A 25,553-nucleotide genomic window follows, 5' to 3' on the forward strand; every position below is an offset into this window, starting at 1 on the left:
CGGACCGATGGCCCGACCGAGCCCCACGATGCGTCGACACGTCTCGTTCGGCAGCACGGCAAGCACTTTCATCCCTGCCCCTGCACCGAACGTCCCGCCGACGAGAACGGCAGGGAAACCAGAGACGTGTGCTACTGGATCTCAATCTGACGGCGCGTGCTTGTCTTCGTCTTCGGCACATGGATCGTCAGTACTCCCTCGTCGTGGGTGGCCTCCACGCTTTCTGGATCGACGGCGTCCGGCAGGGTAAATGTACGGTGGAAGTTGCCGAAGGCACGCTCCACACGCACATACTCTTCGCCCTCCTTTTGCCGCTCACTGGAGCGCTCGCCACTCACGGTGAGCGTGTTGTTCTGGAGGTTAATCGTAATGTCGTCCTTCGTCGTGCCGGGGACGTCGAGGCGGAGGCGAAACGCGTCGTCCGTCTCCGAGAGATCCGTCCGGGGCGCCCAGACCGTCGACGCATCGTCGTTGCTTCCGCGGCCGAAGAACTGATCGAAGATGCTGTCGACTTCACGCTGCAGGTCGCGAACCGTGCGGTTGGAGGTACGGCGTGTGAGCTGTGTCATGGGTAATCACCTCTGTGTCGGTTGGGTTCGACAGTCGTGCGAACGTGTCGACCAGGGCGTCTCGCGACGCCCCGTCGCCTATCGGTTCACTTGCTTAAAGCATCAAGGCGCGTACCAGCCCGGGGACACGCCGGTCTCGACCGAAATTTCGGCAAGCCGCCACTGTCGTCGTGACAGTCGACTGTAGATGTGACGGACCCGCGATGTCTCCTCCGGTCTCTACCGCGGGGCCACGTCAATTACGACGGGGAGGTGGTCGGACGCCGTCGGCGTGTCGTCCGCCCGCAGTCCGTGGGACGTCCGCACGTCGGTCGGCAGCGCCGGGGTGTGGAGTACAAACTCATGGACGACCTCGAGTACGCTGTCAGTGACGAACGCGTAGTCGAGCCGCCCCGGCGGGAACGAGCTGCCCGGTGCGATCCAGGTGGTATGCAGGGGCGTTCCTACCTGGCGCGGCCTCGTGTCGAGCAGCGCCGATCCGTCCCAGTCCGGCGCCGCCGGCGGCCCATAGCGGTCGGTGTTCACGATCTCTCCCGTGCGCAGCGTCCGTGGGTGCTGAGCCTCGCCGACAAAGTTCATGTCTCCAAGCACAACGATCGGGGTCTCCGTGGGCACCCCGAACGGCCCCTCTCCTTGCTTCACGTCCCGCAGAAAGGCCACTACGCCGTCCACGACCCGCTGTCGCTGTGCGTTGCGGGAGGGCGCATCGTCGTCGGGACCGTAGTTGCAGCAGGGCGGGTGCATGTTGACCACCAGAAGATCCGTTCCCAGCGCGTCGTCCGCGTCGAGCAGGAAGGCGCCGCTTACGTTGTTCTCGTACCCTGGGATGGTGTGGGTATCGAGAATGGGGTAGCGGCTGCCAAGGATGAGATCCTGACCAGTCTTGGCCCACGTCCACCCGCCCGTCCGCCCGAGCGCCTCGTCGGCGACCCTCGCCACCTGGTCAGCGGTCTGGTCGTAGACCTCCTGAAAGGCGATGACCCCTGGGTCAGTGGCGTCAAAGATGCGACGGAAGCTCGGCTGTCGGTCCTCCAGGAAAATTGCGCTCCGCCCACGGTCGAAGTCGTTGACGGAGTTGTACGAGAGCATCCGTAGGGCCGAGGCGTTCGGCGTGTCGATGGACAGCGCATCGCGGGGCGTGTCGGCGTCCGAAAGGACGTACCCGAGTCCTCCGTCGGCGTCCGGCAGCCGATCCCCAGCGGTCGACAGACCCACCCGGAGGCTGTCTCCCTGAAACAGGGACCCGTCGTCGGTAGGGACCGCCGACCGGTCGAAGGCCACCTCGAACGTTTCGGACGTGACCGTGGGCAGCGACGTGAACCCGAGGGCCGCGTGGGTCACCTCTCGCTCTTCTCCGTCACGAACCACCTGCCCGGACCGCTCCCCGAACGTCCAGGCAAGCTCCGCCCCCAATCCCAGGGCCTGCTGTCCCGTATCGGGGTCGTCGTCGGTGTCGAGGTACAGCGTCAGGTCGTTGTCTTCCTGAAGGTTGACGGCCCGGCCGAGTTCGATCCACAGGAAGAGGTACTCCTCGTCGTGGGCGACCCACACGCGTTCGAGGCCCACGGTCCCGCCGTCGTCGGGGGTGTCGGTGTGACGAGCCGAAAGCGCTGCCCAATCGTCGGCCTCTCCATCCACGGAGATGCGGGCCGGATGAGCGACGTAGCCATCCACCGGCGGGGCCGTTGGAGACGCCTCTCCCAACGGCGGCTCGGTGTCGCCCTCATCGGTGAGTCCGTTCGCCCCCCCACACCCTCCGGCGACGAAAAGGAACGACAGGGCAACAGAGAGCAAGAGACACCGAGACATGGGAAACGCAGGCATTGGGAACGGACCACGCGGACAGCCGAGACGCTATATTGCGCGCCTCGGGGGATGTTCGGGGAGCGGAACGGACACAAGACTGCGGGCGCTTCAATCGTTGTGCTTTTCATATCCGTCACTGTCGAGCACATGCAAACCGTCTCCCCCGCCCGCCACGCCAACCGCTAGGACTTCGCAGATCCGGACCAGACAGCGCCCTCTAATGCCTCACGGCTTCCCGACTGGACAAAAAATAGCGGATCTCTGCGTTGATCTCGGATCCTCCGTTCGCGGTTCGAATGCTCTCGCTCCCAACGGCTGACTGGAGCCCAGGCCCCCTCGAAGGGGTCTCCTTGAAAGCGCCTCTCGCGCTGAAGCCCTCGAACAGACAAACACCCTGCGATATGCGGCACTGCCGTAGGGTTCGCCTGCCCCGTCGCTTCGGAGTCGGGACCTGGCTCCGCGCTTAAAGCTTAAAGGCCCCAGACCCGAGGCATTGGTCGTCAAAATGAGACTGAACAGCCCTGTGGGCCGTAAAAACTTCTTGAGCGAGAACAAGGGATTGATCGCTTGCCCGCGCCAAGGAGCATCCGCTCCGTGCAGGGAAGACTGCTCCTTCCCATGGTTAACGGAGCACCGGATCGTTTTTCCGCCGCTGGCGACAAGCTTTCTATTGGGACCGGATTCCGCCTGCGACTGGACCCACGCGGCACAACAGTCCTCAAAGGCCTCTGCATCGATCAGGCCGCCCCCCCGGTCGAACCTGTCGTGGGAAGGAATGCCGTCTTTCAAATCCAGAAATCCAGTGTGCCAAGACTTCTTGCTCGTCCCGTAGAAATGGGTGTCCTCGTAGCTCCCGGCCTATCTTGGGACCTCAGACCCGTTCGCCTTCACACCAATCTCGTGCCTTGGCCCTGGTGCGCAGCGGCAATGCGACTGACAATCTGGGGCGGGTTCGCCCCCTAGCCCTCCCGGCGCTGAATCAGGACGATCAAATCGACGGGGGAACGGAGACAATGCGGCTTCGAGCGGGATGGGATGCCGAATATCTCCGACACCTGCCTGGTCAACTGTAGCACAGCTGCGATTGCCCTGTTTTGAGTCCCTACGGTTGTTTTTGCGTTGCACTCGGCAGTCGCACAGTAAATCGGCTTCCTTTTCCTCTCTCCGTGTCGACCTCGATTTGTCCGTCCATCTGCTCGATCGCTTGTTTTGTGACGGCCAGGCCTACCCCAGTGCCTTCATACAACCGCGTGGTTCCTTCCGTCGCTTGTCGAAACGGCTTGAAAAGATCTTCGGCCAGTTTCTGGTCCATCCCAATCCCGGTGTCTTCAACTTCCAGCACTGATTGGTCCTCATCTCGGTAGGTTCGAACTCGCACCTCCCCCCCGGATTCGGTGTACTTGATCGCGTTGGACACGAGATTCTGAGCGACGATTTGCACGCCCCCCTCGTCGGCCTTCGCACAGACCGGGGACTCAGGACTTTCGATGATGAGGTCCACGCCGGCGTCCTCAGCTCGAGGATGGTGCTCCTCGGCGACCGCCTCGGCTCCATCGGTGAGGTTGACCGGCCTTCGGGCCAGCTTCATCTCGTGGGCCTCCAGCTTCGAAAGATTCAGGACTGCGTCCAGGGTCTCCAGCAGGCGCAGGCCGCCTCTATGGATTAGATCGGCGAACCGAGTCACTGACTCGTTCTCTTCGGAGGCCTCTTCGCCGATTACCTCGGCGAAGCCGATAATCGAGGTGAGCGGCGTACGAATCTCGTGGCTCATGTTCGCCAGGAACGCACTTTTCAACCGGTTGGCCTCTTCCGCCTCCTGCCGCGCCGAAATCATGTCCTCCTCCATCTGCTTCCGCTGGAGCGCATTGGCAATCGCCCCGCTCAACACCTGCAGAATCATCACGGTGTCCTGCTCCCATTCTCGCTCCGTCTTGATAGCATCGAACCCGACAAACCCCACCAGGGCGTCGCCCTGCGTCATTGGGAGCACGACGAGCGATTCGATGTCCCCGTCCTCCAGAATCGACTGTAGCCTGAAGGCCTGGTCCGGCAGGTCGTCAACCGCCGCCATGAGCGGCGTTCGGTGGTGCATCCGTTCCATGAACCAGGGCATCGCGGCGTACGGAATGTCCTGAAGGTCCGGCTGATGGGACTCAGTGCCCTCGGCACACCACTCGTGCGTGTTGCTCGTGGTCTGCGCCTCTTTGTCGACGAAAAAAACGTAGCTCCGATCCGCTCCTACGAAGCTGCCGACGGCGCCCAGGGCCTGTTCGATGGCCTCGTCGATCTCCTCGGCGGGCGTGTTGATGAACTGTGTGGAGACATCGACGATCTTGCGCTCCAGTTCGTAGCGGTAGGCCAGCTGTTCCTCGTACTCCTTTCGCTCCGTGATGTCCGTAATGAGGCCGTCGTAGTACTCGACGGTGTCCGCTTCGTCGCGGCCTGATCGGCTGCTGAGCAATCCAACGAACGTCGTCCCGTCCTTTCGCCGGAACGTGACTTCCGCCTGTTCGAGCACCTCGCCGTCGCGACGGAGAAGGCGCTTCCGCTCGTCGGGATCGGCGTAGAGGTCCGAGGAATCCAGCTCCTGAACCTCCTCCAGGCTGTCGTACCCAAACATGTTGACGAAGGCCTCATTCGCGTAGACGATGCCCCGCTCGGGATCCGACCGGTAGATGCCCTCCGAGATGTGATCGGTGATTGAGCGGAGCAGCACTTCCCGCTCTCGGTGTGTCGCTTCGGTCTCCTTCCGTTCGGTGATGTCGGCGTAAATGGCATACAGCTCGGGCGGCCCGTTCTTCTGGACGCGCCCCGCCCTGTGCACCTGAAAGTCGCGCGGCCCCTCCGCCGTCCTCCGCCGCACCTCCGCCCGCAACAGACTCTCCTGTTCGAGGGCCTGCCGGTCGTACTCGACGGTTTGATCACCCTCCTCCTCCGGGACGATGAGGGTGTGCAGATTTCGGCCTTCAATTGCGTCGGCGTCGTAGCCAAAAACCGACTCGAAGGCCCCGTTGACGGTCAGAATGTCGAATCGACCGTTCCGCAAGACCCCGTGTACGACCGGAGTGGGGAGGCTGTCGAACAGCGTTTCGAACCGGTTGCGCTCTTCGCACCGAGCGTCCTCGGCCTCTTTTTGTTCAGAGAGATCGACGCCCACTCCCACGAGGTGCGGCTCCCCCTCAACCTGAGTTCGCTCGCCGCGGAAGAGCATGGGAACGCGCTCTCCACCGCTCGTCAATAGGTCGGCCTCAATCGCCGACGAGCCGGAGGCGAATGCCTCTAAAACGGTTTTGGCAATCTGCCATTGATCGTCTCCGTCGAAGAAGGAATACGCCGGGCGGCCTTCGAACTCGTCTGTGTCGTATCCCGTGGTCGTCTCGAATTGTCGATTCCAGTGCTTCAAGCGCCCATCGGGCCCGAAGACGTAGAACAATCCCGGCAGATGGTCGACAATCTGCTGGGTCAGCTCCGGCCGACCGGCCACGGTGCACGGGTGCCGTTCGAGCGCCTCTGTAGCCATGGCGGCCAGCCGTTCGAGCTGCTCGACAGTTTCGGACGGCGGCATGTGCGGCGTCGTGTCCAACACGCTGAGAACGCCGATGCGGTGCCCGTCCGACGTGGTTAGCGGAGCCCCGGCGTAAAACTGGAGGGCTGTCTTCGAGGACAACGGCTCGTCGTCTCCGGCCACGAGGGAATGATCCGAGAACTGATCGTGGGCGTTCAGATCTTCGAGGACCGTCGTCCCGTCCGTTTCCAGCGTTTGGGCGTGCACGGGGTAGAGCGAGTCGGTCTCTCCCTCTCCAACCAGTCCCTCCGTCCCAGTCCGCGCGAGCACCCGCCCCTGTCCGTCCCCAACGAGTTCCAGCGTCGCTGCGGACGCATCGAACAGGTGGGTCGCGAGACTCGTCAGCCGGTCAAAGTCCTCCTCCTCTTGGGCTGCCTGGACGTTGTAGCGGCGACGGACAGAGGGAGGCACTTCCTCCTCCCTTGGAGAAGAGGAGCTGTTCTCGAAAGAATTGGATTTGGCAGCTGGGGAGGAGACCATCCGTTTCGAACATGCAGCCCAAAATACCTGAGGTCTTCCGCCGAAGGGCTTCTATGTGTTGTTCCAGGAAGCTGTTCAGAAAGGAGGATTTTCCGGCGAAATTTGTTATCTCCTCTCCGAATCGCCCGTGAGCGATTGTTTTGATAGGGGTTTTAGATCTGACTAACACTTTTTGAACGCTGTCTTGGACATTGCCTTAGCGATTTTCGGCGGGCTTAGAGTCTGTTTTGATTTTGGGTTGGATCGCGAGAGCGAAAATTGACGGAGCGAAAATCGCACCCTGAACGAGGCCTGTAGTGGTGCGCCCTGAGCGCCAGCGAAGCGACGCGAAGCTAGTGCTGCCGTGCAGTGAAGTGCTTTCAGAGTGCTACCGGTCGAGTAAAGGGGCGATTTGCAGCCCGTCAAGGCCGCTCGGAGCCCGGGAGATAAATTAAAACAGACTCTTAGGCCCCAAAGAGCAACCACCACCGAAAGCCTTCGTGCGCTGGCAATGAGGGGATGAAGACCAACAGGTCCCCCTCGCCGATCAAGAAGATTTTGACCGGGGCCTCCGGAAAATTGAGCCTCCTCGTGGGCACGGACGTGCCCGATTCCGGGTGCCCCCTCGCCAGCCTCACAAAAGGGGAGCGGCAGGGCGGAGCCTGGAGCGCTTCCCTCCAGAACGACACGACACACCTCGAAAACGGCCCCCATGCTCCCGACCGACTCGCCTAGTTTGGCGGGGGTTAGGGCTCCGGAGCCGCACACGCGACCTCTCGGCACGCCCCCCGTCTTTTCAGGAGCCCCCGGACAGGGCGATGCGCGTCCAGAGATCTAGAGTCGGCCGTTCGGGGGCCGGGGCCGAAGGCTGCTGCCGTTGCTGTCGCTGGCGCCCTCGTCGCCGCCCCCGCGGAGAACGGCGCCCTCCCCCGCGTCCCGTCACCGAGGGGATGCCCTGGGAGGACGGGGTCACGAGATCGGTATCGTCCGGGTCGGGGACTTGAAGCCCAACCGCAACGGTGCCGCCCGGTCGTGCGTGTAGGCCGTGCTCCCAGCGGTCACTCGTCGTCGCCGATCGGGACGCGGACACGGGCACGGCCATTTCGTAAATGAGCGATCCGGTGTCGAGCGTGGCCTGTGCCTTCAGGGCCGACGACAGCCCTGCAGGCATTCGGTAGCGGACCGTGTCGTTCCGGATCACAGCCAGGTCCGACGGAAAGAGATCTTCGAGAAGCGCCCCCTCTCGGGGCGCGTCGGCCCCGGACGCCCCGCCCCTCTGGTCCGCTCCGGCCTGCTGGGCGCGGCGCCCGAGCGGATACCGGACCCCGTAGGTGTGCCGTTCCTCGCCCGCCGGGTCGACCCACACGATGAGCCCATTCTCGGCCACGGACCGGATGAGGGCGCGATCCGGAATCACGACGGCCAGGTACAACAGACTATCGGTCGGCGCGGCGCTCATGGACACGGAGCGGCCGTCCACTCGGGTAAGCGCCCCGCCCCACTCCGAAAGCGCCCCGTCCACGGCCGGGGCCTGAGACAGCGAGTGTGACTGCAACGTGGTCGGACTGCTGCAGGCCCCCACGGAAACACTGGCGAGAACCATCAGGGCGAGGCCGAACCAGACTCTGGACATAGATGCGTTCTTTCGATGAAAGAGATGCGGGCGCCTTGCCGGCCCGAAATTCTTTTCCGCCCGGACGCAAAAAGTACCTACACCGATCGCGAATTGCCAGCCGCCACGGGCATTCGAATTTCGCCGCTGCCTCTCTTTGCCGAGGACTCCCCCCACGGACGACGGCCAGCCCCATCACCTGAACAGAAGAAGCGAGGAGCAAGCGACGCGTTCTCGAATGCGGTTTTCCCAATGCCACCCTCAACTAAAACAACATTTTTTGGTATCATATATATCAACCAGTCCCGACTTGTAACCAATAGGGATGCCGTGTCGTCTTGTCGATGGTATAACCTGAACAGAGCAATCGTTCGTCGCCTTCCCCGGTACAGAATCCCCGTGTCGCCATGCTCTATTCTCGAACTTTGAGTTGGGTTTTGATCCTCCTCTTGTCGGTCCCGTGTGTCTCCGCCCAACCCACGACCAATTCCTCGCCGTCCTCTCCAGCTCCCCACGCGGCCCTTGATAGCACCGAGTCCGATGCTCCGGCCTTCGAGGAGGCCCCATGGGACCGTACCGAAGCGTATGTGGACGACCACGCAGGAGACTACGTCGGCACAACCGAGGGCTGGACGGGCCCGTTTGGTCAAGAATCGGCCGTCGCGCGGCGCCCCCGCTCCGCTACAACGGCGTCGAGGGCCTCGTCCTCGGCCTACGGCGCACGCCACTCTCGCTCCGCGACCCGGACGACACGGCGCGCATCTACGGCCAGCTCGACTACGCCTTTGCGCTGGAGGATGTACGGTACACGATCGGGGTCGAATCGAAGCTGATTCGCGGCGAGGAGACGGGGTTGAAGGTCGGGGTGTCCTACGAGAAGCAAACCCGGACGCCCGACCGCTGGAAGACCTCGTACGTGGAGAACTCGCTCGGCGGAGTCGGGCTCGGGTATGACTTCTTCGACTACTACGAGGGCGAGGGGCTCTCCGTCTACGCGGTCCAGGCCTTCTCTTCCACGTTCCGCCTGACCGCTGGCGTTCGCTTCGAAGAACACCGCCCGCTCTCCCGAAATACCGGCTGGTCCCTCTTCGAGGCCACCTCGTTCCGCTCGAACCCGGCGGCCGAGGCGGGCCGCCTGCACGCTGGAACGGTGAGTCTCGAGGGGGGGCACGTCGAGGACCGCGACGACCTTCCCACCGGCGCCGCCTTCCGGACGACAGCCACGATTGGGACCGACTTCGGCGGTGACCTCCGCGCCAACCGCTACGAGGTGGACGGGCGCGCCTTCCTCCCCCTCTCGGCCGACACGCGCCTCGGGCTCCGGCTTCGCGGCGGATACGCGACGAGCGACGCCCCGACCCAGCAGCAGTTTTCGCTCGGCGGCATCGGGTCCGTTCGGAGCTACGACCAGAACGCCCTCCGGGACACACGCATGCTGCTCGGCAACGCCGAGTACATCATCGACGGCGCCACACTGGACGACAACTTCCTCGACGACCTCTTCCTCGTGGGGCTGTTCGACGCGGGGTGGGTCGGCGGTCCGGACTCCCGGTTGCGGGTCGGGGACGTGCTCCCATCCGCCGGATTCGGAGTCGGGCTCGACGACCGAAAAGTGCGCCTGGACGTGTCCTGGCCCCTTCGGTCCGTGCCCGCCACGGGCTCCCGGCCATCAATGTGGCTCCGCATCACCCCAAACTTTTAGGGAGAGCCGAGCATCACGCGAGGAAGCGAATCGCTGAATGCCTCCGGCGACACGTCTGGGAGGCGCTGTGCTCATGCCCGCCGGAGTGCCCTCTTTCCCGGCCTACTCGGTCCCCGTAGAACCAAAGCCTCCGCCGCCCCGCACGGTCTCCTCAAGGGCCTCTCGGCGCACCCAGTCCACGCGGGCGTGGCGGGCCACCACGAGCTGTGCGATGCGCATGCCGCGCTCGACCACGAAGGGCTCGGGGCCGTGGTTGACCAGTAGCACCTTCACCTCTCCCCGGTAGTCGGCGTCGATGGTCCCGGGGCTGTTGAGAACAGTGACCCCATGGTCGTGGGCCAGCCCGCTCCGCGGTCGCACCTGGCCCTCATGGCCCTCCGGCAGCGCCATTTTCAGGCCCGTATCCACGAGGGTACGGGCCCTCGGCTCCAGCGTCACCGGGGCGTCCGCCGGGACGGCCGCCCGCAGGTCCATGCCCGCACTCGCGGACGTCTCGTAACTCGGCAGGTCGAGCCCCTTAGCGTGGGGCAGGCGCGTGATGGAAACGTCGATCATCAGGGCGTTCAGGGAAAAGGGGAAGAAAAAGAAAAAGGAGAAGAGGCAAGTACGAAGGGGACCCGTGCCCGTCGGTCTGTCACTTCACGTCGCCCATGAGCCGCTTCACAGACGGTGCGGCGAGCAGGGCCACCAGGCCACCGCCCCCGATGATGATGGCCACCGTTGTGAACAGCCCGGAGGGGTCGAGGGCCTCCAGCTGGCCGGCAATGAGCCCGGCGAACAGGTTGCCCAGGGCCGTCGACACAAACCAGACGCCCATCATCTGGCCCACGCGGTTCTCAGGCGCGAGCTTCGTCATCGACGAGAGACCAACGGGGGAGAGGGCCAGCTCGCCACAGGTGTGGAGGAAGTAGGTGACGACGAGCCAGTGGGCGCCCACGGGAGTATCGGCGGTCGCCTGCGAGGCGCCCCACGCAATCACGAAGAACCCGGCGGCCAGGCCAAGGAGCCCAAGCCCGAACTTGACGGGAATTGAGGGGTTGGCGTTGCGGTTCGCAAGCCACGTCCAGAACGACCCGAAGACGGGCGCAAGGAGGACAATGAACGTCGGGTTGATGTTCTGCAGCATGCTGGCCGGCATGGTCCATCCGCCCGCAATCTGGTAGGCGAGGTAGCCCAGGAAACCCACCACGAGGGCGCCGAGCAGACTCACGCCCGCACGTCCTACCCACCAGAGGTTCTCCCGTTGAAACATGCGATAGCCGACGTACGCCGCCGGCAGCCCAATCAGGACGAAGGCCCCCACGAGGGCCGAGGTCTGCGAAAGCGCAAACGGGCCAAAGTCGCGGGCCGTGAGGTCGCGGGCAAACAGATTGAGGGAGGAGCCGGCCTGCTCGAAGCCCGACCAGAAGAGGGCCGACAGGAGAAACAGCCAGTAGATGACGAGATACCGCCGACGCTTCAGCGACACGTCGTACTGTGGCGCCACGAGGCGGGCAATACTCACCAGCACGAAGAACAGCACCGTTGCGCCGACCCCAATTTGGGACGCCAGGGTCGCCCCCTCCACAAATTGACCCGCCGCGAGACTGGCCACCACGAAGAAGGCCGTCATCGCCCCTACGCCCGTCCATTCGAGCGTAAGGTAGGCGAAGAAGAGAAGCGTCACGAGGATGATGCCCACGCCCACCGCCTCGGCCACCTGGGTGAGCGTGACAGCGATGGCCCCGGACGTAGCCAGAAACCCGAATGCAACGATGAGGGCCGTCACGAGCGCCGTGAGGAGGTAGAAGGTGCGGCTCTTTCGGTGCACGGCCTCCTCATCGTCGGCGTCGAGCAGCCCGGCCTCCCCAAGGTTGGGGGCCCCCAGCTTGTAAGAGATGAGTCCCACCAGCATGCCGAAGCCCGCCAGCGAGAAGCCCCAGTGCCAGCTGTAATTCTCTGCCAGCCACCCGCAGAGCGTAGGGCCCAAGATGGCCCCAAAGTTGATTCCCATGTAGAAGACCGAAAACCCTGCATCACGGCGGGCCCCGCCCTCCGGGTAAAGGTCCCCCACCATGGTGCTGATGTTGGGCTTGAGCAGGCCCGTGCCCACCACGATGAGAAAGAGCCCGAGATAAAAGGAGGACACACCCGGAAAGCCCAGGGCCGGCATCGCCAGGCTGAAGTGCCCCGCCGCGATGACACAGCCCCCGACGAAGACCGCCCGCCGTTGCCCCCAGATGTTATCGGCGACCCAGCCGCCGGGCAGGGCCAGCAGGTAGACAAAGGCCGTATACAGACCGTACACGGCCGTGGCCTTCTCGGTGCCAAAGCCGAGCCCTGGGTTCGTCGCCGCCGCGCCGGCCGGGGCCGTCATGAACAGGACGAGGAGCGCCCGCAGTCCGTAGTAGCTAAATCGCTCCCAGAGCTCCGTGAAGAAGAGTGTGGCGAGGCCGCGCGGGTGGCCAAAGAAGTCCCGCCGGTCGACGGCGGCCACAGGTTCTCCCCCGGCCGGCGCTCGGGCTCCTCCATTCTGCATTGACTCGTCGGACGAGGGACCGCTTGCTGCCATTTGGGGCCTGGGAATCAATAGGAAAGATGCGTCGGGCGCAAGAGAAGCGTTGCTCAGCGGGACGGTTGTAGAGTCCTTATGAACGCTGAGAATGTAACGGATGCCTACCGCTCTGTCTAATTCTGTGTCTAAATTCACGGTGAGGACGAACCGGGGATTGACTCTGCCGTTCGGGCTGGTACATTGATTCATCTCCTCGTTTTGGCTCTTCTCACCCGAGCACCCACGTCCACTATGGAACGCTCCTCTCGCGCCGACCTCATTTCGGAGGACACCCATCCCGCCCGCACGCACACCTGCGGCGACCTCCGTGCCGACGACAACGAGGAGGCGGTCGTCCTGAAAGGATGGGTCGACACCCGGCGCGACCACGGCGGCCTCGTGTTTGTGGACCTGCGCGACCGCCACGGCCTCACGCAGGTGGTCTTCTCACCCCAGGACAATCAGACGGCGTACGAGGTCGCGGGCCAACTGCGCCGGGAGGACGTCATTAGCGTGAAGGGGACGGTGCGCCCCCGCGGCGAAGAGGCCGTCAACCCGGACCTCCCGACCGGGGCCATCGAGGTGAGTGCCGACGACCTGGCAGTGCTCAACACCTCCGAGACGCCGCCCTTCGTCGTGAGCGCCCACGAGGAGCGGCAGATGAACACGAGCGAGGACCTGCGCCTGGCGCACCGATACCTGGACCTTCGCCGGCCGGGCCTGCAGGAGAACCTCGAACTGCGCCACCGGCTCTACCAAACGACCCACCGCTACTTCGATGCCCACGACTTTCTGGAGGTGGAGACCCCAGTGCTCATGAAATCCACCCCGGAGGGCGCACGCGACTTTCTGGTCCCCAGCCGCCTCCACCCGGGCCGCTTCTACGCGCTCCCCCAGTCGCCGCAGACCTACAAGCAGCTGCTCATGGTGGGCGGGCTCGACCGCTACGTCCAGATCGTAAAGTGCTTCCGCGACGAGGACCTGCGGGCCGACCGACAGCCCGAGTTCACGCAGATCGACGTGGAGATGACGTTCGCCACCGAGGAACAGGTCTACACGCTCACGGAAGGGCTCATGGCCGACCTCTGGGAGACCCTGGAGGACACGACGCTGGAGACGCCCTTCCCCCGCATGACCTACGACGAGGCGCTGCGCACCTACGGCACCGACAAGCCGGACACGCGCTTCGGCCTGGAGCTGCACGACGTGAGCGAGTGCTTTGCGGGAAGTGGCTTCCGCGTGTTCGAGTCGATCGTGGACGACGGCGGGCGCATCGTCGCGATTCGGGTGCCGGGCGAGGGCGACCGGGGCCGCGCCGCGATGGACCGGCTGGAGGACTACGTGACCGACGAGATCGGCGCCGCCGGGCTCATCTACTTTCAGCTGCCGTCCGACGGCTCCGGCCTGGAGCAAAACCTGAGCGGCGACGCCCTGCCCCACGAGTACGGGCGGGCCGCCGCCGAGCAGGTGGGCGCCGAGGCGGGCGACCTGATTCTTACTCTGGCCGGCAATCCGCCCACCGTGTACGAGCAGGCCGGCGACCTGCGCCTCCACCTGGGCGAAGAACTGGGCCTGCGACCGCCCGCCGACGAGGGCGCAGACGCCTTCCTCTGGGTCACCGACTTTCCGCTCATGGAATACGACGAGGAAGCCGGGCGCCCCGTCTCGATGCACCATCCCTTCACGGCCCCGCACCCCGACGACGTGGATATGCTGGAGGAGGACCCCACCCAGGTGCAGGCGCGGGCCTACGACCTCGTGCTCAACGGCAACGAGATCGGCGGGGGCTCCATTCGCATCCACAACCACGAGACGCAGATGCAGGTCTTCGATGTGCTCGGGATCGACGAGGACGAGGCACAGGACCGATTTGGGTTCCTGCTCGACGCCCTCCGCTACGGCGCCCCGCCGCACGGGGGCATCGCCCTGGGGCTCGACCGCCTCGTGATGCTGCTGGCCGGGGCCGACTCGCTCCGCGACGTGATCGCCTTTCCCAAGACGCAGAGCGGCCAAGAGCCGATGGTGAAGTCGCCCGACTGGGTCGACCCCGAGCAGCTAGAGGCCCTGGCGCTCCGCCTCGACCTCCCGCCCGACGTGGAGCCGCCCGCCCGCATCGCCCAGCGCAAGCGCTTGGCCTCGTAGGCCTGCCCCATGCCCACACCCCTCTCCCCACCCCTGGACCTCCAGGCCCTCCGCCCGGCGGTCCGTGAGCACCTTGCCTGGACGACGTGGGCCCGGTGCATCGAGACACATGGCCTCACGGTCGAACGGCCCCGTACGACGGCCCACCCCGAGCATCCGTCTATTGTCTATCCGCTCGACTACGGCTACGTGAACGGCACGCGGGGCGGCGACGGAGACGCGCTCGACGTGTTCGTGGGCCAGGGCACGACCGGACTCGTGGGGGCCCTCCTCACGACCGACCACCGGCAGCGGGACCGGGAAGCAAAGCTGCTCTACGACTGTACCCCTGCCGAGGTCTATACCGCACACGGTTTCATCAACTACGACCGGACCCTGCTGGAGGGCGTACTCGTCCTCCGCCGAGAGATGCGAGCGCTCTGGAACAGGGCCGACTGAACGGGCCCCGTCTCGTGCGCGCAGTGGACCGGACACCGTGCCTGTCTATCGTCGCCGGACCGTCTCCGTCGCGTCGACACACGCGGCAAGCACCCGGAACTGAGACGGCGTAACACCGATGTGGGTCGTGCTGCATTCTGCCTCATCGCCGCTGTACTCGGTCGTTTGCATCAGCAGCGGACGACGCCGACGCGACGGTTGTTCTTGGTTTTCTCTACCGGGTGGGGCCGCCCGGTTCGCCCCCCACTCCGCGCCCTAAAAAGCGAGCAGGTCTTCGACCGTCGGCCGTAGGCGAGCCTCCGCAGAAAAAATCTCGTCCTCCAGCGGCTTGGCGTTGGGCACCGGCAGGTCCTCGGCCGCCACCCGCGTGATGGGGGCGTCGAGCAGCTCAAAGCCGATCTCCCCAAGCTCCGCTGCCACCTCGGCCCCAAAGCCGGCCGTCCGGCTCGCCTCGTGGAGCACCAGCAGGCGGTTCGTTTTCTTCAAGGACTGGCGGACCGTCTCGCGGTCCCAGGGCACGAGCGTGCGCAGGTCCACTATCTCCAGCTCCACCCCGTTCTCGGCGGCCTGGTGCTCCGCCTCCTCCAGGGCCCAGTGCACGCCCACGCCGTAGGTGACAATCGTGGCGTCGCTCCCCTCGCGCGCCACCCGGGCTTCCCCAAACGGCAGTGTGTACTCGCCCGTCGGCACCTCGCCCCGAATGGACCGGTAGAGCTTCTTGTGCTCGAAGAAAAGGATCGGATTGGGGTCGGCGAGAGCGGTGCGGAGGAGTCCCTTCGCGTCGCGGGGCGTGGCGGGCACCACGACCTTCAGGCCCGGCGTGTGGGCGAACCAGGCCTCTCGCGACTGGGAGTGGAACGGCCCGGCCCCGATGCCGCCGCCGAAGGGCGCCCGAATCGTCACGTTGACCGGCTGCCCCCACCGGTAGTGCGTGGTCGCCAAGTTGTTAACGGTCTGGTTGAAGCCGCACGAGATGAAGTCCGCGTACTGCATTTCCACCACCGCCGGAAGGCCTTCGAGGGCCAGGCCCATCCCGGCCCCAAGGGCGCCGTCTTCGATAATGGGCGTGTTGCGGACGCGCTCGTTGCCAAATTCGTCGACGAAGCCGTCGGTGACCTTGAAGGCACCGCCGTACTCGGCAATGTCTTGCCCCATCAGGACCACGTCCTCGTCGTCTTGCATCGCGTCCCAGAGGCCGTCCTGGAGGGCATCGATGAAGCGGGTCTCTTCCGTCTTCACGTCGGAGGACGGAGGGTCGGGGTCAGGGGACGGCGCAAAGACGGCGTCGCGCTCGGCCTCGGGGGTGCTGCTCACTTCCGGCTGGCCGAGCGCCCACTCGGCCAGTTCGTCGACCGTTGATTCGAGATCGGCCCGAATGCCCTCGATCGCGTCCGGCCCGAGCAGCCCCTCCCCCCGCACCCGATCCGTGAAGCGGTCGATCGGGTCCTTCTCGGTCCACTCCTCGATGAGCTCGTCGGGGACGTAGGCAGTGCCGGAGGCCTCTTCGTGCCCCCGCACGCGGAACGTTTTCAGTTCTAGCAACACCGGCCCCTCGGCGCGGGCGTGGGCTCGCGCCTCCCGGACGGCGTCGATGACGGCAAACACATCGTTGCCATCTACCACATGTCCCGGCATGTCGTAGCCCGCGGCCGCATCGGCAATGTCGTCGGGCGCCACCGCCTCCTCCGTGGGCGTCGAGAGGCCGTAGCCGTTGTTCTCCACCAAAAAGAGGACCGGCAGGTCCCACACCGACGCCAGGTTGAGCGCCTCGTGGAAGTCGCCCTCGCGCGTGCCCCCGTCGCCACAAAACGCACAGGCGACACGGTCCGCATCGCGGTAGCGGATTGCCTGCCCCAGCCCGCACGCCACCGGCAACATGGCGGCCATGTGTGAGATCATGCCCACGAGGTTCTTCTCGGGCAGTCCGAAGTGAAAGGTCCGGTCCCGCCCGTTCGTAAAGCCCCCTTCCTTCCCCATCAACTGACAAAAAAGGCGTTCTCGGTCCACGTCGCGCGTGGTCCATACCCCCAGGTTGCGGTGCATCGGAAGGAGGTAGTCCCGGTCGTCCAGTGCCCGGGTGGTCCCCACAGAAATGGCCTCCTGCCCGTACCCGCTGAACCACTTTGCGATGCGGCCCTGCCGGATGAGCGTCAGCATCTTTTCTTCGATAATACGGGGCTCCAGAAGCGCCCGGGAAAGCGCCTCGGCATCAAGGTCGGGAACCGTATCGACGAGAGACTCTGGGGGAGACATGGAACCGGTGGTTCGAGAAGCAGACTGACGATGATTTCTGTGAACAGGGCGGCAGACAGAGGGGGGCGACGGCCGCGCTGTCCCGATGAGTTCCTACTCCAATCGGAAGGTAAAGGTGACCGTACCGGTCTGGTTTTCCTGAGGCGCCCCGGGCGGCAGGGCGTTGAAGCGCCACTGTTGCAGGGCATCCATGACGGCGGCCTCCAGCTTGGGATTCCCCTTCAGGAGGGGCACGCGCCGCACGATGCGCCCGTCCGGATTGACGGTAATCTGAACCCGAATGCGGGCGTTCACCTTCTCGGCGTACTGCGGAAGGGGGGCACGCTCCGGGTCCCGGTCCAGCCCCTCAATGTCGTAGGGCGCGGCGGCCTCTTCCTCCGTCCCCGATCCTGGGTCGCCCGATTCCTCGCCGGGCTCCTCGCTCGGCTCCTGCTGGTCGGCCTGCTGGTCCGTCTCGGGCTGGGCCTCGGCCTCCGGCACGGTCGTCTCCTCCTCGGTCGGCGGCACGGACTCCTCGCTTTGCTCCTCCTCCGGAAGGTTGACCGGCTCCGACTCGGGCGCCTCCGCCGCTTCCTCGGGCTCGGTCTCCGGCTCGGGCGCCTCCTCTTGCGGCTCCGGCGTGGTCGTCGCCTCCACCTGCTCGGTGGCCTCCACCGGCTGTCCGGGCGAGAACTCGCCAAACTCCACCTCGACGTAGCCGAGCTGGGCCGGCCGGGGGCGCGACGCCGTGAGAAACGCAAAGAGAAGGGCAAGCCCCCCGTGCAGGAGGACGGTACTGGTCAGCCCAATCCAGTCGCTGCGGGACATGGGACGCGCGAAGTTGTGGAAACAGGAGGACGGGTGGCGGTACCGTCAGTAATCACGTTGGACGGCCCCGGCCCGCCAAAAGTTCGTCGTGCCGTTCTCCTCCGTCGGTCTCCGACCACCGTCACTCTGTGTGGTCGAAGCGCGTCACACTGTCGTGGACAAAGCGGCCCTCCTCGGGGACGTACCGTCGCTCTTCGATAGAGAAGGCATCGGGCCCGACGGAGACAACGTTGTAGACATTGATCGGGCCCATTGGCTCACGCCAGCGATTGCTCGTGGCCGTGCCCGCACTGGCGACGACGATGCGCGGTGTGCCCGGGATGGTTTCAAAGGGCTGGATGGCAGAGATGTGGAGGTGCCCACAGAGAACAAGGTCGACGCCCACTTCTCCGGCCACCGCAAGGGTCTGCTGTGCCTGTCGGGCCACGGGGTGCGGGCTGATGGGCCCGATGGCCGCAGGGTGAAGCTGGTGGTGCACCACGAGAACCTTGATGCACTCGTCCCCCATCCCCGAGAAAAACTCGCGCATGGCGGCCCGGTCGGCCGGGCCGATGCGTCCGCCTTTGATCGACGGCCCGTAGGCAGACGTGAGGCCGAGCGCGGCCACGCCATTGGCCTCGAAGGTGGGGGCGAGGTCGTCCGTAATGAACTGCTTGTACCGCTCCAGGGGCACCCGGAGTCGCTTCAGGGGCCGCCACCACGGGTAGACGTCGTGGTTGCCCGCCACGACGAGGGTGGGCGGCCCCAGCGCGTCGAGCACCGTTTGGGCGGCCGCGTACTCGGTCGGACGGGCCCGCTGCGTGAGGTCCCCGCTCACGGCCACAAGGTCAACGTTCGTCTCGTTGATCTCCTTCACCAGCGCCTCCACCACCCCCGAGTCGGCGATGCGTCCAAAGTGGAGGTCGGAGATGTGAGCAATCGTCATGGCGTTGCAGATCGGAACGTCACGCGCTCAACGTTCGCACGCTCAACGCTACAACAGCAGGTTCATCGGTTCCTCCAGGTACGACTTCACCGTATCGAGGAAGCGGGCCCCCTTGGCCCCATCCACGACGCGGTGGTCGCAGGAGAGGGTCACCTTCATGCGCGTGCCGGGAACCACCTCGCCATCCTCGACGACGGGGGTGTCGCGGATCTCACCGATGGCCAGAATGGCCGAGTTGGGCGGATTGATAATGGCGGTGAACTCCTCGATGCCGAACATGCCGAGGTTGCTGGTGGTGAAGGTGGCCCCCTCGAACTCCTCCGGGTCCAGATCCCGGTCGCGGGCCCGCTCGGCCAGCGCTCGCGTCTCGCGGGCGAGTTCGGAGAGTCCCTTCCGGTCCGCATCACGAATGACGGGCGTGATCAGCCCCTCGTCGATGGCCACGGCAATGCCGATGTGCACGCGGTTGTGCTTGTGAATTTCGCCCTCGTCGGGCCGGTAGGCCGCATTGACGTACGGGTGGTCGTGCAGGGAGAGGGCGCACGCCTTCGTGATGAAATCATTGAAGGAGATTTTCGCACGGCCCTGCTCTTCCGCCAGCTCGTTAAGGTCTCTGCGGACCTCGATCGCCGCCTCCACGTCGACGTCGACCGTGAGGTAGTAGTGCGGGGCCGAGTACTTGCTCTCCGCCAGGCGCCGGGCAATCGTCTTCCGCATCTGCGTGATGTCCTCCGACGCGTACGCGGCCTCTTCGCCCGGCATCGCGTAGGACGGCGCCTCCGGAACGGACGGCTCAGGCTGGGGCGCTGGCTCGGGGGCAGTTTCGGGCTCGGGGGCAGGGGTCGGCTCCGGCGCGGGCGTCTCCTTCTCGAGGTGGGCCTCCACGTCCCGGCGTACGATGCGGCCCTTCGGCCCCGATCCGTCGACCTGGGCCAGCTCCACGTCGCTCTCCTGCGCGATGCGACGGGCCAGCGGGGACGCCTTGATGCGACGCCCCTCCGCATCGGTCTCGGCGGGCACCGGCTCCGGCGTCCGCTCGGCCAGCTGTCCGTCGCCGCTGGGCTCCGGGGCGGGCTCTGGATCCGGGGGGGACCCGGCCGCTGCGTCTTCGGCTCCGGCCTCCGCGTCCGGCTCCGGCTCCGCGGCTGCGGCCCCGTCGCCGCTCCCCTCGCCCACGAGGTCGGAGATGTCCTCTCCCGCCTCTCCGATTACGGCAATCAGCTCTCCAATGGGCACGGCGTCGCCCGCCCCGATCACCTGTTTGAGCAACACCCCCTCGTCGAACGCCTCCAGGTCCATCGTGGCCTTGTCCGTCTCCACCTGAGCCAGCACGTCGCCCGCCGACACCTCCTCCCCCTCGTCCACGAGCCAGGCGGAGAGGACTCCCTCCTCCATGGTGTCGCTCAGCTTGGGCATTTCGATTGGAATCGCCATGGGTCAATGTCGAAGTTCAAAGTACAGTACAGAAGTCGAATGCGGGGGGCACAGGTCTCGACGACCGGCCCCAGGCGTCGAGACCGGCAGTGCGCTACTCGGCGTAGAGGACCCGAAGGCACTTGTCGACCGTCTCGTCGACGCCCGGCATGTACGCGTCCATGAGGTTCGGCGCGTAGGGGGCCGGCGTATCAGGGGGCGTCACGCGCAGGATGGGCGCGTCGAGGTAGTCGAACGCGCGGTCCTGCACCTGGTGCGTGATTTCCGACGCCACGCTGGTAAAGGGGGTGCTCTCATCGATCACGACCAGCCGATTGGTCTTGACGACCGACTCCACGATGGTCTCAATGTCGAGCGGCTTGATGGTGCGCGGGTCGATGACCTCCGCCTCGTAGCCCTGCTCGCCGAGCGCCTCCGCGGCGTCCATGGCAATGTGGTAGCTCTTGCTGTGCGCCACGATCGTCACGTCGCTGCCCTCCCGGGCCACACGGGCCGAGCCGATCGGGATCGTGTAGTCGCTTTCCTCGCTCACCTCCCGCTTCATCCCGTACATGAGCTCGCTCTCAAGGAAGACCACCGGGTCGTCGTCCCGGATGGCCGTCTTGAGCAGTCCCTTGCCGTCGTCGGGCACGGACGGCGACACGACCTTGAGGCCGGGGATGTTGGAGTACAGGGCCTCGGTGGAGTTGGAGTGGGTGGCCCCGAGCTGGCCGGCCGCCCCGTTGGGCCCGCGGAAAACAATGGGGACCTCAAACTGGCCGCCCGACATGTACCGCATGTTGGGCGCGTTGTTGATGACCTGGTCGAAGGCGACGAACGAGAAGTTGAACGTCATGAACTCGACGATGGGTCGGAGTCCATTCATCGCCGCCCCGATGCCGAGCCCCGCGAACCCAAGTTCGCTGATGGGAGAGTCGATTACCCGGTCGTGCCCGAAGCGGTCGAGCATGCCTTCGCTCACCTTGTAGGCGCCGTCGTACTCGGCAACCTCTTCTCCGATGAGAAAGATGTCATCGTCACGCTCCATCTCTTCGCTCATTGCTTCTCGGAGCGCCGTGCGGAATTCCAGCGTAGCCATGAATGGTGTTGGGTTGGGTGTTGACGGTTGAACGTTCGACGCGCAACGCTCCCCTACGCGATAAAGGGGTAGTCGTCCTGCGTGTAGATGTCGTCGTAAATCGCCTCTTCGTCCGGGAAGGACGCCTCGTTCGCCGCGTCGATGGCGTCTTTGACGCGCTGCTTCACCGCCTCGTCGATCCCTTCCATGTCGGCCTCGGTGGCCAGGTCCCGTTCAAGAATGTAGTCCTGCAGGCGATTGATGGCATCCTGGCTTTGGCGCTGGTCGAGCTCGCCCTCCCCTCGGTACTCGGCCGGGTCGGTGATGGAGTGGCCCTGGTAGCGGTACGTGCGCACTTCGAGAAGCGACGGCTGGTCGTTGCGGGCGTAGTTCTCCACGTGGTCCTGCACCGCCTTGTTGACGCTGAACACGTCCATCCCACTGGCCAACGACGCGGGGAAGTCAAAGTTGTAGCCGTGCTTAAAGAGGTCGGGCTTGCTGAAGGCCCGGTCCACCGCCGTCCCCATCGCGTACTGGTTGTTTTCGCAGACGAAGACGATGGGCAGCTCGTAGATGCCGGCCAGGTTGCACGCCTCGCGGAACGCCCCCTGATGCATTGCCCCGTCCCCGAAGAAGCACAGACACACGTTGTCGTCGCCCCGATACTTGTGCGCGAACGCGAGGCCCGCCCCGAGCGGCAGGTGCGCGCCCACGATGGCGTGTCCGCCCATCATCTTCTTCTCGGCGTCGAAGAAGTGCATCGAGCCCCCCTTCCCGCTCGAACAGCCCGCCTCTTTTCCGAACAGCTCCGCCATCCCTTCCTCGGGCGTGATGCCCATCGCCAGTCCCATGCCGTGATCACGGTAGGCCGTGATGACCGAGTCCTCCCCCAGATCGATGGCGTTGACGCTGCCCGTTGAGACCGCTTCCTGACCAATGTACAGGTGCAGGAAGCCCGAAATCTTCTGCCGCTGATACATCTGACGGCATCGGTTCTCGAAGCGTCGCTGCAACAGCATGTTGCGGAGCAGGTCGAGCACCTCCTCGTCCGCGAAGCCGATCTCCTCGTGCCCGTACGTGTCGGCGGGATAGGTCTCGTACGTGACCGTCTCTTCGAGCGGCCCCTCCGGAATGTCGGTGGTCTGCTGGGTGGCCGCCCCGCCCACGGGCGCTTCGGACTCCTCCTCCGAGAGAGGGCTTGGGCGCTTCTCAGTGGTCGCGGCCTCGGGGGAGGCCCCATTGGCGGCCTCGGCAGCCGGCGCGCCCACGTCAGACTCCTCAAGGGCATTCTGGATGTCACGTGCGTAGGCCGGACCGATGCCGGCCAGATCTTCCAACGACTCCAGGTCGTGCAGGTCGGCAAGGCTCGTGATGCCGGCCTGTTTCAACTGGGACGCGTGCGGGAACCCCTCCGGAAGGTCGGCGCCCCCGTTGAGGCTTCCATTCGAACCGGAATTGGGATCGGGGCCCGAGGTGTCGTCAGCCATGACGTGCGGCGAGGATGGATGAATAGAACCGTGCGTCGGCGAGTGCCGGCCCCATCAGTCAGGGTCAACACCGGACAGTCGCCGCGGAAGGCTGAACAGTGTCAGCGATATCAGCCAAAGAAGCAATTTTGCCAAGCCCTTGTATCTCAACATCCCCCCTCGGTTTCGAGCCCCCCACGGCTGCTGAAACCCGTTTTTCATTAAAACCTGCCGGTGGATTCGGAAATGCCCTGTCCCATCACTTATACGTTCTTCGTGCTGGCGGCCCAAGTGCCGGCGGCCGCCCCGCGCTACGGACCGTCTCCATGATGTCATTGCCCCTCCCTTCTTCCCTCGTCTCCGGTGTCCGCCCCCTCTCCCCCCATCCCCGACGCCTTGGTTGTCATCCCCACCTACAACGAGGCCGACAACATCGGCCCGGTGATCGATCAGGTGCTGGCGCAGTCGCCGCCGATTGATGTTCTCGTCGTGGACGACAACTCGGCCGACGGAACCGCCGACGTGGTGCAGTCCCGGAAGGCGGACGCGCCCGAGCGGGTTCACCTGATCGAGCGAAGCGGCAAGCTGGGCCTCGGCACGGCCTACCTGCGCGGCTTCCGGTACGCCCTGGCCCGGGACTACACCTACATCTGCGAGATGGACGCGGACCTGTCCCACGACCCGAGCGACCTCCCCCGTCTCCTCGCACCGGTGCAGAACGGAGAGGTGGACCTCGCCATCGGGTCGCGGTACGTGGAGGGCGTCCGCGTGATCAACTGGCCCCTCTCCCGGCTCGTCCTGTCGTACGGCGCCGGCGTTTACACCCGGGCCATCACTCGCCTGCCCCTGCTGGACGTAACGGCCGGGTTCAAGTGCTTCCACCGGCGCGTCTTGGAGTCCCTGCCGCTCGATCACGTCAACTCCGACGGCTATGCCTTCCAGGTCGAGATGCACTACCGCACCTGGCGGGCGGGCTTCCAGTTTAAAGAAGTGCCGGTCGTCTTCACGGAGCGGACCGAGGGCGAGTCGAAGATGCGACGCGAAATTGTGGTGGAGGCGGCCCTGAAGGTATGGGAGCTCCGACTCCAGGACCTCCTCGGGCGGCTCTAGACCGCGGACGCTCTCCGGGCCGGGGGCGTCCTCGTTTCTTCGGTCTCCTACTGGAGAGAGTCGGTGCCACGCCTTACGTTAACCAAATGCAGTGTCAATATTCCCACCGCGTCCGCCCATTCATCCTCTTTCTTTGATTAACGCACCCCGACCATGACCACCGGCGAACGCATTACGGTGGAGGACGACACCCTCCACATTCCCGATACCCCCATCATTCCCTACATTGAAGGCGACGGCGTGGGGGCGGACATCTGGGCCGCCGCCCGTCCGGTCTTCGACGCCGCCGTGGAGACGGCCTACGACGGCACACGCGCCATCGAATGGACCGAAGTGCTGGCCGGCGAAAAGGCCAAGGAACGCACTGGCGAGCTCCTGCCCCAGAAGACGGTGGAGACCCTCCGCGAGCACCGGGTCGGCATCAAGGGCCCCCTCACGACCCCCGTCGGCGCCGGCTTCCGGTCGCTGAACGTCGCCCTGCGCCAGAAGCTGGACCTCTACGCCAACGTCCGCCCCACCTACTACATCGACGGCGTGCCCTCGCCGATGAAAAATCCGGAGCAGATGAACATGGTCACGTTCCGGGAAAACACCGAGGACGTGTACGCCGGCATCGAGTGGGAGGCCGGGACCGAGGGCGCGGAGCAGGTCCGGGCGTTCGTCGAGGAGCAGATGGGCTTCGACGAGACCATCCACGACGGCCCGGTGGGCATCGGCATCAAGCCGATTACGGAGTTTGGGACCAAGCGGCTCGTCCGCGAGGCCATCGACTACGCCCTGGAGCACGACGACAAGCAGTTCGTAACGCTCGTGCACAAGGGCAACATCATGAAGTTTACCGAAGGGGCCTTCCGCGACTGGGGCTACGAGGTGGCCAAGGAGGAGTACGGCGACGAGGTGATCACCGAGGACACCCTCTGGGAGGAGCGCGATGGCGACCCGCCCGCAGACGCAGTCGTGGTGAACGACCGGATCGCGGACAACATGCTGCAGCAGGTGCAGACGCGAACCGACCAGTACGACGTGCTGGCGATGCCGAACCTGAACGGCGACTACCTGTCGGACGCCTGTGGGGCCCAGATTGGCGGCCTCGGAATTGCGCCGGGTGCCAACTTCGGCGACGCCGCCTGCCTCGCCGAGCCCGTGCACGGCTCCGCCAACAAGTACGCCGGCCAGGACAAGGTCAACCCGTCGGCACTCATGCTGTCGGGCCGCCTCATGTTCGAGTACATGGGCTGGAACGAGGCCTCCGAGGTCATTCTCGAGGGCCTGGCGAAAACGATCCAGCAGAAGCGCGTGACGTACGACTTCGAGCGCAACCTGGAGGGCGCCGAGCTGCTCCAGTGCAGCGAGTTCGGGCAGGCCGTGGTGGAGAACATGGGATAATTGTTCCGAGTGCTTGGAACCTGTTTCACTTTCTGTCTCGGGGCTCCGAGCGGCAGTGAGGGCCTGCACATCGCCTCCGGTCTCGGGCGGCCCCATGACAGCCCTCGACCATGCGCCGATTTTCGGCTCATCGATGCTCGCTCTCTCCATCCGATCCAAAATTAAAACAGGTTCTTGGAGGCGGAGCTGCCCCCTAGACGCTCTTCTCTTTCCCTCTCGGCAAAAGAGCGGCATCGTGGCGGCCCCCACGGTGCCGTTTCTCTGTTTGCGTCCCGTTCGTCCAGCATAT

At 65.1% G+C, this 25,553-nt stretch carries 17 protein-coding genes and 2 pseudogenes; 6 read left to right on the forward strand and 13 right to left on the reverse strand.

Features of this window, described 5'->3' with window-relative positions; translation table 11 throughout:
• Positions 1–131: 131 nt before the first annotated feature.
• The 4 genes and pseudogenes from B7R93_RS05905 to B7R93_RS05915 form a co-directional block, all read right to left on the reverse strand.
• Positions 132–569 (reverse strand): Hsp20/alpha crystallin family protein, encoded by a 438-nt coding sequence (locus tag B7R93_RS05905; protein ID WP_103019903.1) that lies wholly within the window; start codon positions 567–569, stop codon positions 132–134.
• Positions 570–788: 219 nt separating this feature from the next.
• Positions 789–2,378: an endonuclease/exonuclease/phosphatase family protein gene (locus B7R93_RS05910; protein ID WP_103019904.1), complete on the reverse strand. Its 1,590-nt coding sequence runs from the start codon at positions 2,376–2,378 to the stop codon at positions 789–791.
• Positions 2,379–2,600: 222 nt separating this feature from the next.
• Positions 2,601–3,215 (reverse strand): annotated as a pseudogene (locus B7R93_RS16315) (hypothetical protein); the annotation flags it as partial.
• A gap of 262 nt (positions 3,216–3,477) precedes the next feature.
• Positions 3,478–6,351, reverse strand: coding sequence for a PAS domain S-box protein (locus B7R93_RS05915; RefSeq protein ID WP_198598600.1), 2,874 nt, complete (start codon positions 6,349–6,351; stop codon positions 3,478–3,480).
• A 567-nt stretch (positions 6,352–6,918) separates the two neighbouring features.
• Between B7R93_RS05915 and B7R93_RS05920 the strand changes: the two genes are divergently transcribed.
• Positions 6,919–7,134 carry a hypothetical protein gene (locus B7R93_RS05920; RefSeq protein WP_232798075.1) on the forward strand — a complete coding sequence of 72 codons (216 nt, stop codon included), beginning with the start codon at positions 6,919–6,921 and terminating at the stop codon, positions 7,132–7,134.
• A gap of 61 nt (positions 7,135–7,195) precedes the next feature.
• Here the strand turns inward: B7R93_RS05920 and B7R93_RS05925 are convergent, their stop codons facing one another.
• Positions 7,196–8,032 carry a hypothetical protein gene (locus B7R93_RS05925; protein ID WP_232798076.1) on the reverse strand — a complete coding sequence of 279 codons (837 nt, stop codon included), beginning with the start codon at positions 8,030–8,032 and terminating at the stop codon, positions 7,196–7,198.
• A 544-nt stretch (positions 8,033–8,576) separates the two neighbouring features.
• On the opposite strand from B7R93_RS05925, the gene B7R93_RS05930 reads away from it, so the two are divergent.
• Positions 8,577–9,713, forward strand: coding sequence for a BamA/TamA family outer membrane protein (locus tag B7R93_RS05930; protein WP_232798077.1), 1,137 nt, complete (start codon positions 8,577–8,579; stop codon positions 9,711–9,713).
• Positions 9,714–9,815: 102 nt separating this feature from the next.
• On the opposite strand, the gene dut is transcribed toward B7R93_RS05930, so the two are convergent.
• Both dut and B7R93_RS05940 read right to left on the reverse strand, forming a co-directional pair.
• A complete protein-coding gene (dut, locus tag B7R93_RS05935) occupies positions 9,816–10,268 on the reverse strand; it encodes a dUTP diphosphatase (protein ID WP_103019906.1) in 453 nt (150 codons plus the stop codon).
• A gap of 79 nt (positions 10,269–10,347) precedes the next feature.
• The gene (locus B7R93_RS05940) at positions 10,348–12,264 is read right to left on the reverse strand and encodes a peptide MFS transporter (RefSeq protein ID WP_103019907.1); all 1,917 of its coding nucleotides are present in this window, start codon (positions 12,262–12,264) and stop codon (positions 10,348–10,350) included.
• Between the two features lie 234 nt (positions 12,265–12,498).
• Here B7R93_RS05940 and aspS point away from each other — a divergent pair, with 234 nt between their 5' ends.
• Both aspS and B7R93_RS05950 read left to right on the forward strand, forming a co-directional pair.
• Positions 12,499–14,388: an aspartate--tRNA ligase gene (aspS, locus tag B7R93_RS05945; RefSeq protein ID WP_103019908.1), complete on the forward strand. Its 1,890-nt coding sequence runs from the start codon at positions 12,499–12,501 to the stop codon at positions 14,386–14,388.
• 9 nt (positions 14,389–14,397) lie between these two features.
• Positions 14,398–14,826 (forward strand): inorganic diphosphatase, encoded by a 429-nt coding sequence (locus B7R93_RS05950; RefSeq protein ID WP_103019909.1) that lies wholly within the window; start codon positions 14,398–14,400, stop codon positions 14,824–14,826.
• A 255-nt stretch (positions 14,827–15,081) separates the two neighbouring features.
• On the opposite strand, the gene B7R93_RS05955 is transcribed toward B7R93_RS05950, so the two are convergent.
• The 6 genes and pseudogenes from B7R93_RS05955 to pdhA all read right to left on the reverse strand — a co-directional run bounded on the left by B7R93_RS05955 (position 15,082) and on the right by pdhA (position 22,789).
• Positions 15,082–17,079 carry an alpha-ketoacid dehydrogenase subunit alpha/beta gene (locus B7R93_RS05955; protein WP_103019910.1) on the reverse strand — a complete coding sequence of 666 codons (1,998 nt, stop codon included), beginning with the start codon at positions 17,077–17,079 and terminating at the stop codon, positions 15,082–15,084.
• Between the two features lie 93 nt (positions 17,080–17,172).
• Positions 17,173–17,886: an energy transducer TonB family protein gene (locus B7R93_RS05960; protein WP_103019911.1), complete on the reverse strand. Its 714-nt coding sequence runs from the start codon at positions 17,884–17,886 to the stop codon at positions 17,173–17,175.
• Positions 17,887–18,007: 121 nt separating this feature from the next.
• Positions 18,008–18,811 carry a metallophosphoesterase family protein gene (locus B7R93_RS05965; protein ID WP_103019912.1) on the reverse strand — a complete coding sequence of 268 codons (804 nt, stop codon included), beginning with the start codon at positions 18,809–18,811 and terminating at the stop codon, positions 18,008–18,010.
• A gap of 48 nt (positions 18,812–18,859) precedes the next feature.
• A complete protein-coding gene (locus tag B7R93_RS05970; protein WP_103019913.1) occupies positions 18,860–20,245 on the reverse strand; it encodes a pyruvate dehydrogenase complex dihydrolipoamide acetyltransferase in 1,386 nt (461 codons plus the stop codon).
• A 94-nt stretch (positions 20,246–20,339) separates the two neighbouring features.
• A pseudogene (locus B7R93_RS05975) lies at positions 20,340–21,344 on the reverse strand (pyruvate dehydrogenase complex E1 component subunit beta); the annotation flags it as partial.
• Between the two features lie 32 nt (positions 21,345–21,376).
• Positions 21,377–22,789 (reverse strand): pyruvate dehydrogenase (acetyl-transferring) E1 component subunit alpha, encoded by a 1,413-nt coding sequence (gene pdhA / locus B7R93_RS05980; RefSeq protein WP_103019915.1) that lies wholly within the window; start codon positions 22,787–22,789, stop codon positions 21,377–21,379.
• A 342-nt stretch (positions 22,790–23,131) separates the two neighbouring features.
• Between pdhA and B7R93_RS05985 the strand changes: the two genes are divergently transcribed.
• Positions 23,132–23,878, forward strand: coding sequence for a polyprenol monophosphomannose synthase (locus B7R93_RS05985; protein WP_198598601.1), 747 nt, complete (start codon positions 23,132–23,134; stop codon positions 23,876–23,878).
• A gap of 153 nt (positions 23,879–24,031) precedes the next feature.
• Positions 24,032–25,264 carry an isocitrate dehydrogenase (NADP(+)) gene (gene icd / locus B7R93_RS05990; protein WP_103019916.1) on the forward strand — a complete coding sequence of 411 codons (1,233 nt, stop codon included), beginning with the start codon at positions 24,032–24,034 and terminating at the stop codon, positions 25,262–25,264.
• Positions 25,265–25,553 lie beyond the last annotated feature (289 nt).

The organism is Salinibacter altiplanensis (genome assembly GCF_002894645.1).
GTDB classification, from domain to species: Bacteria; Bacteroidota; Rhodothermia; order Rhodothermales; family Salinibacteraceae; genus Salinibacter; species Salinibacter altiplanensis.

Bases quoted from the DNA above. Each gene is read 5' to 3' on its own strand.
- B7R93_RS05905 (WP_103019903.1), bottom strand. From the start codon at position 569: ATGACACAGCTCACACGCCGTACCTCCAACCGCACGGTTCGCGACCTG.
- B7R93_RS05910 (WP_103019904.1), bottom strand. From the start codon at position 2,378: ATGTCTCGGTGTCTCTTGCTCTCTGTTGCCCTGTCGTTCCTTTTCGTC.
- B7R93_RS05920 (WP_232798075.1), top strand. From the start codon at position 6,919: ATGAAGACCAACAGGTCCCCCTCGCCGATCAAGAAGATTTTGACCGGG.
- B7R93_RS05925 (WP_232798076.1), bottom strand. From the start codon at position 8,032: ATGTCCAGAGTCTGGTTCGGCCTCGCCCTGATGGTTCTCGCCAGTGTT.
- B7R93_RS05930 (WP_232798077.1), top strand. From the start codon at position 8,577: ATGGGACCGTACCGAAGCGTATGTGGACGACCACGCAGGAGACTACGT.
- dut (WP_103019906.1), bottom strand. From the start codon at position 10,268: ATGATCGACGTTTCCATCACGCGCCTGCCCCACGCTAAGGGGCTCGAC.
- B7R93_RS05940 (WP_103019907.1), bottom strand. From the start codon at position 12,264: ATGGCAGCAAGCGGTCCCTCGTCCGACGAGTCAATGCAGAATGGAGGA.
- aspS (WP_103019908.1), top strand. From the start codon at position 12,499: ATGGAACGCTCCTCTCGCGCCGACCTCATTTCGGAGGACACCCATCCC.
- B7R93_RS05950 (WP_103019909.1), top strand. From the start codon at position 14,398: ATGCCCACACCCCTCTCCCCACCCCTGGACCTCCAGGCCCTCCGCCCG.
- B7R93_RS05955 (WP_103019910.1), bottom strand. From the start codon at position 17,079: ATGTCTCCCCCAGAGTCTCTCGTCGATACGGTTCCCGACCTTGATGCC.
- B7R93_RS05960 (WP_103019911.1), bottom strand. From the start codon at position 17,886: ATGTCCCGCAGCGACTGGATTGGGCTGACCAGTACCGTCCTCCTGCAC.
- B7R93_RS05965 (WP_103019912.1), bottom strand. From the start codon at position 18,811: ATGACGATTGCTCACATCTCCGACCTCCACTTTGGACGCATCGCCGAC.
- B7R93_RS05970 (WP_103019913.1), bottom strand. From the start codon at position 20,245: ATGGCGATTCCAATCGAAATGCCCAAGCTGAGCGACACCATGGAGGAG.
- pdhA (WP_103019915.1), bottom strand. From the start codon at position 22,789: ATGGCTGACGACACCTCGGGCCCCGATCCCAATTCCGGTTCGAATGGA.
- icd (WP_103019916.1), top strand. From the start codon at position 24,032: ATGACCACCGGCGAACGCATTACGGTGGAGGACGACACCCTCCACATT.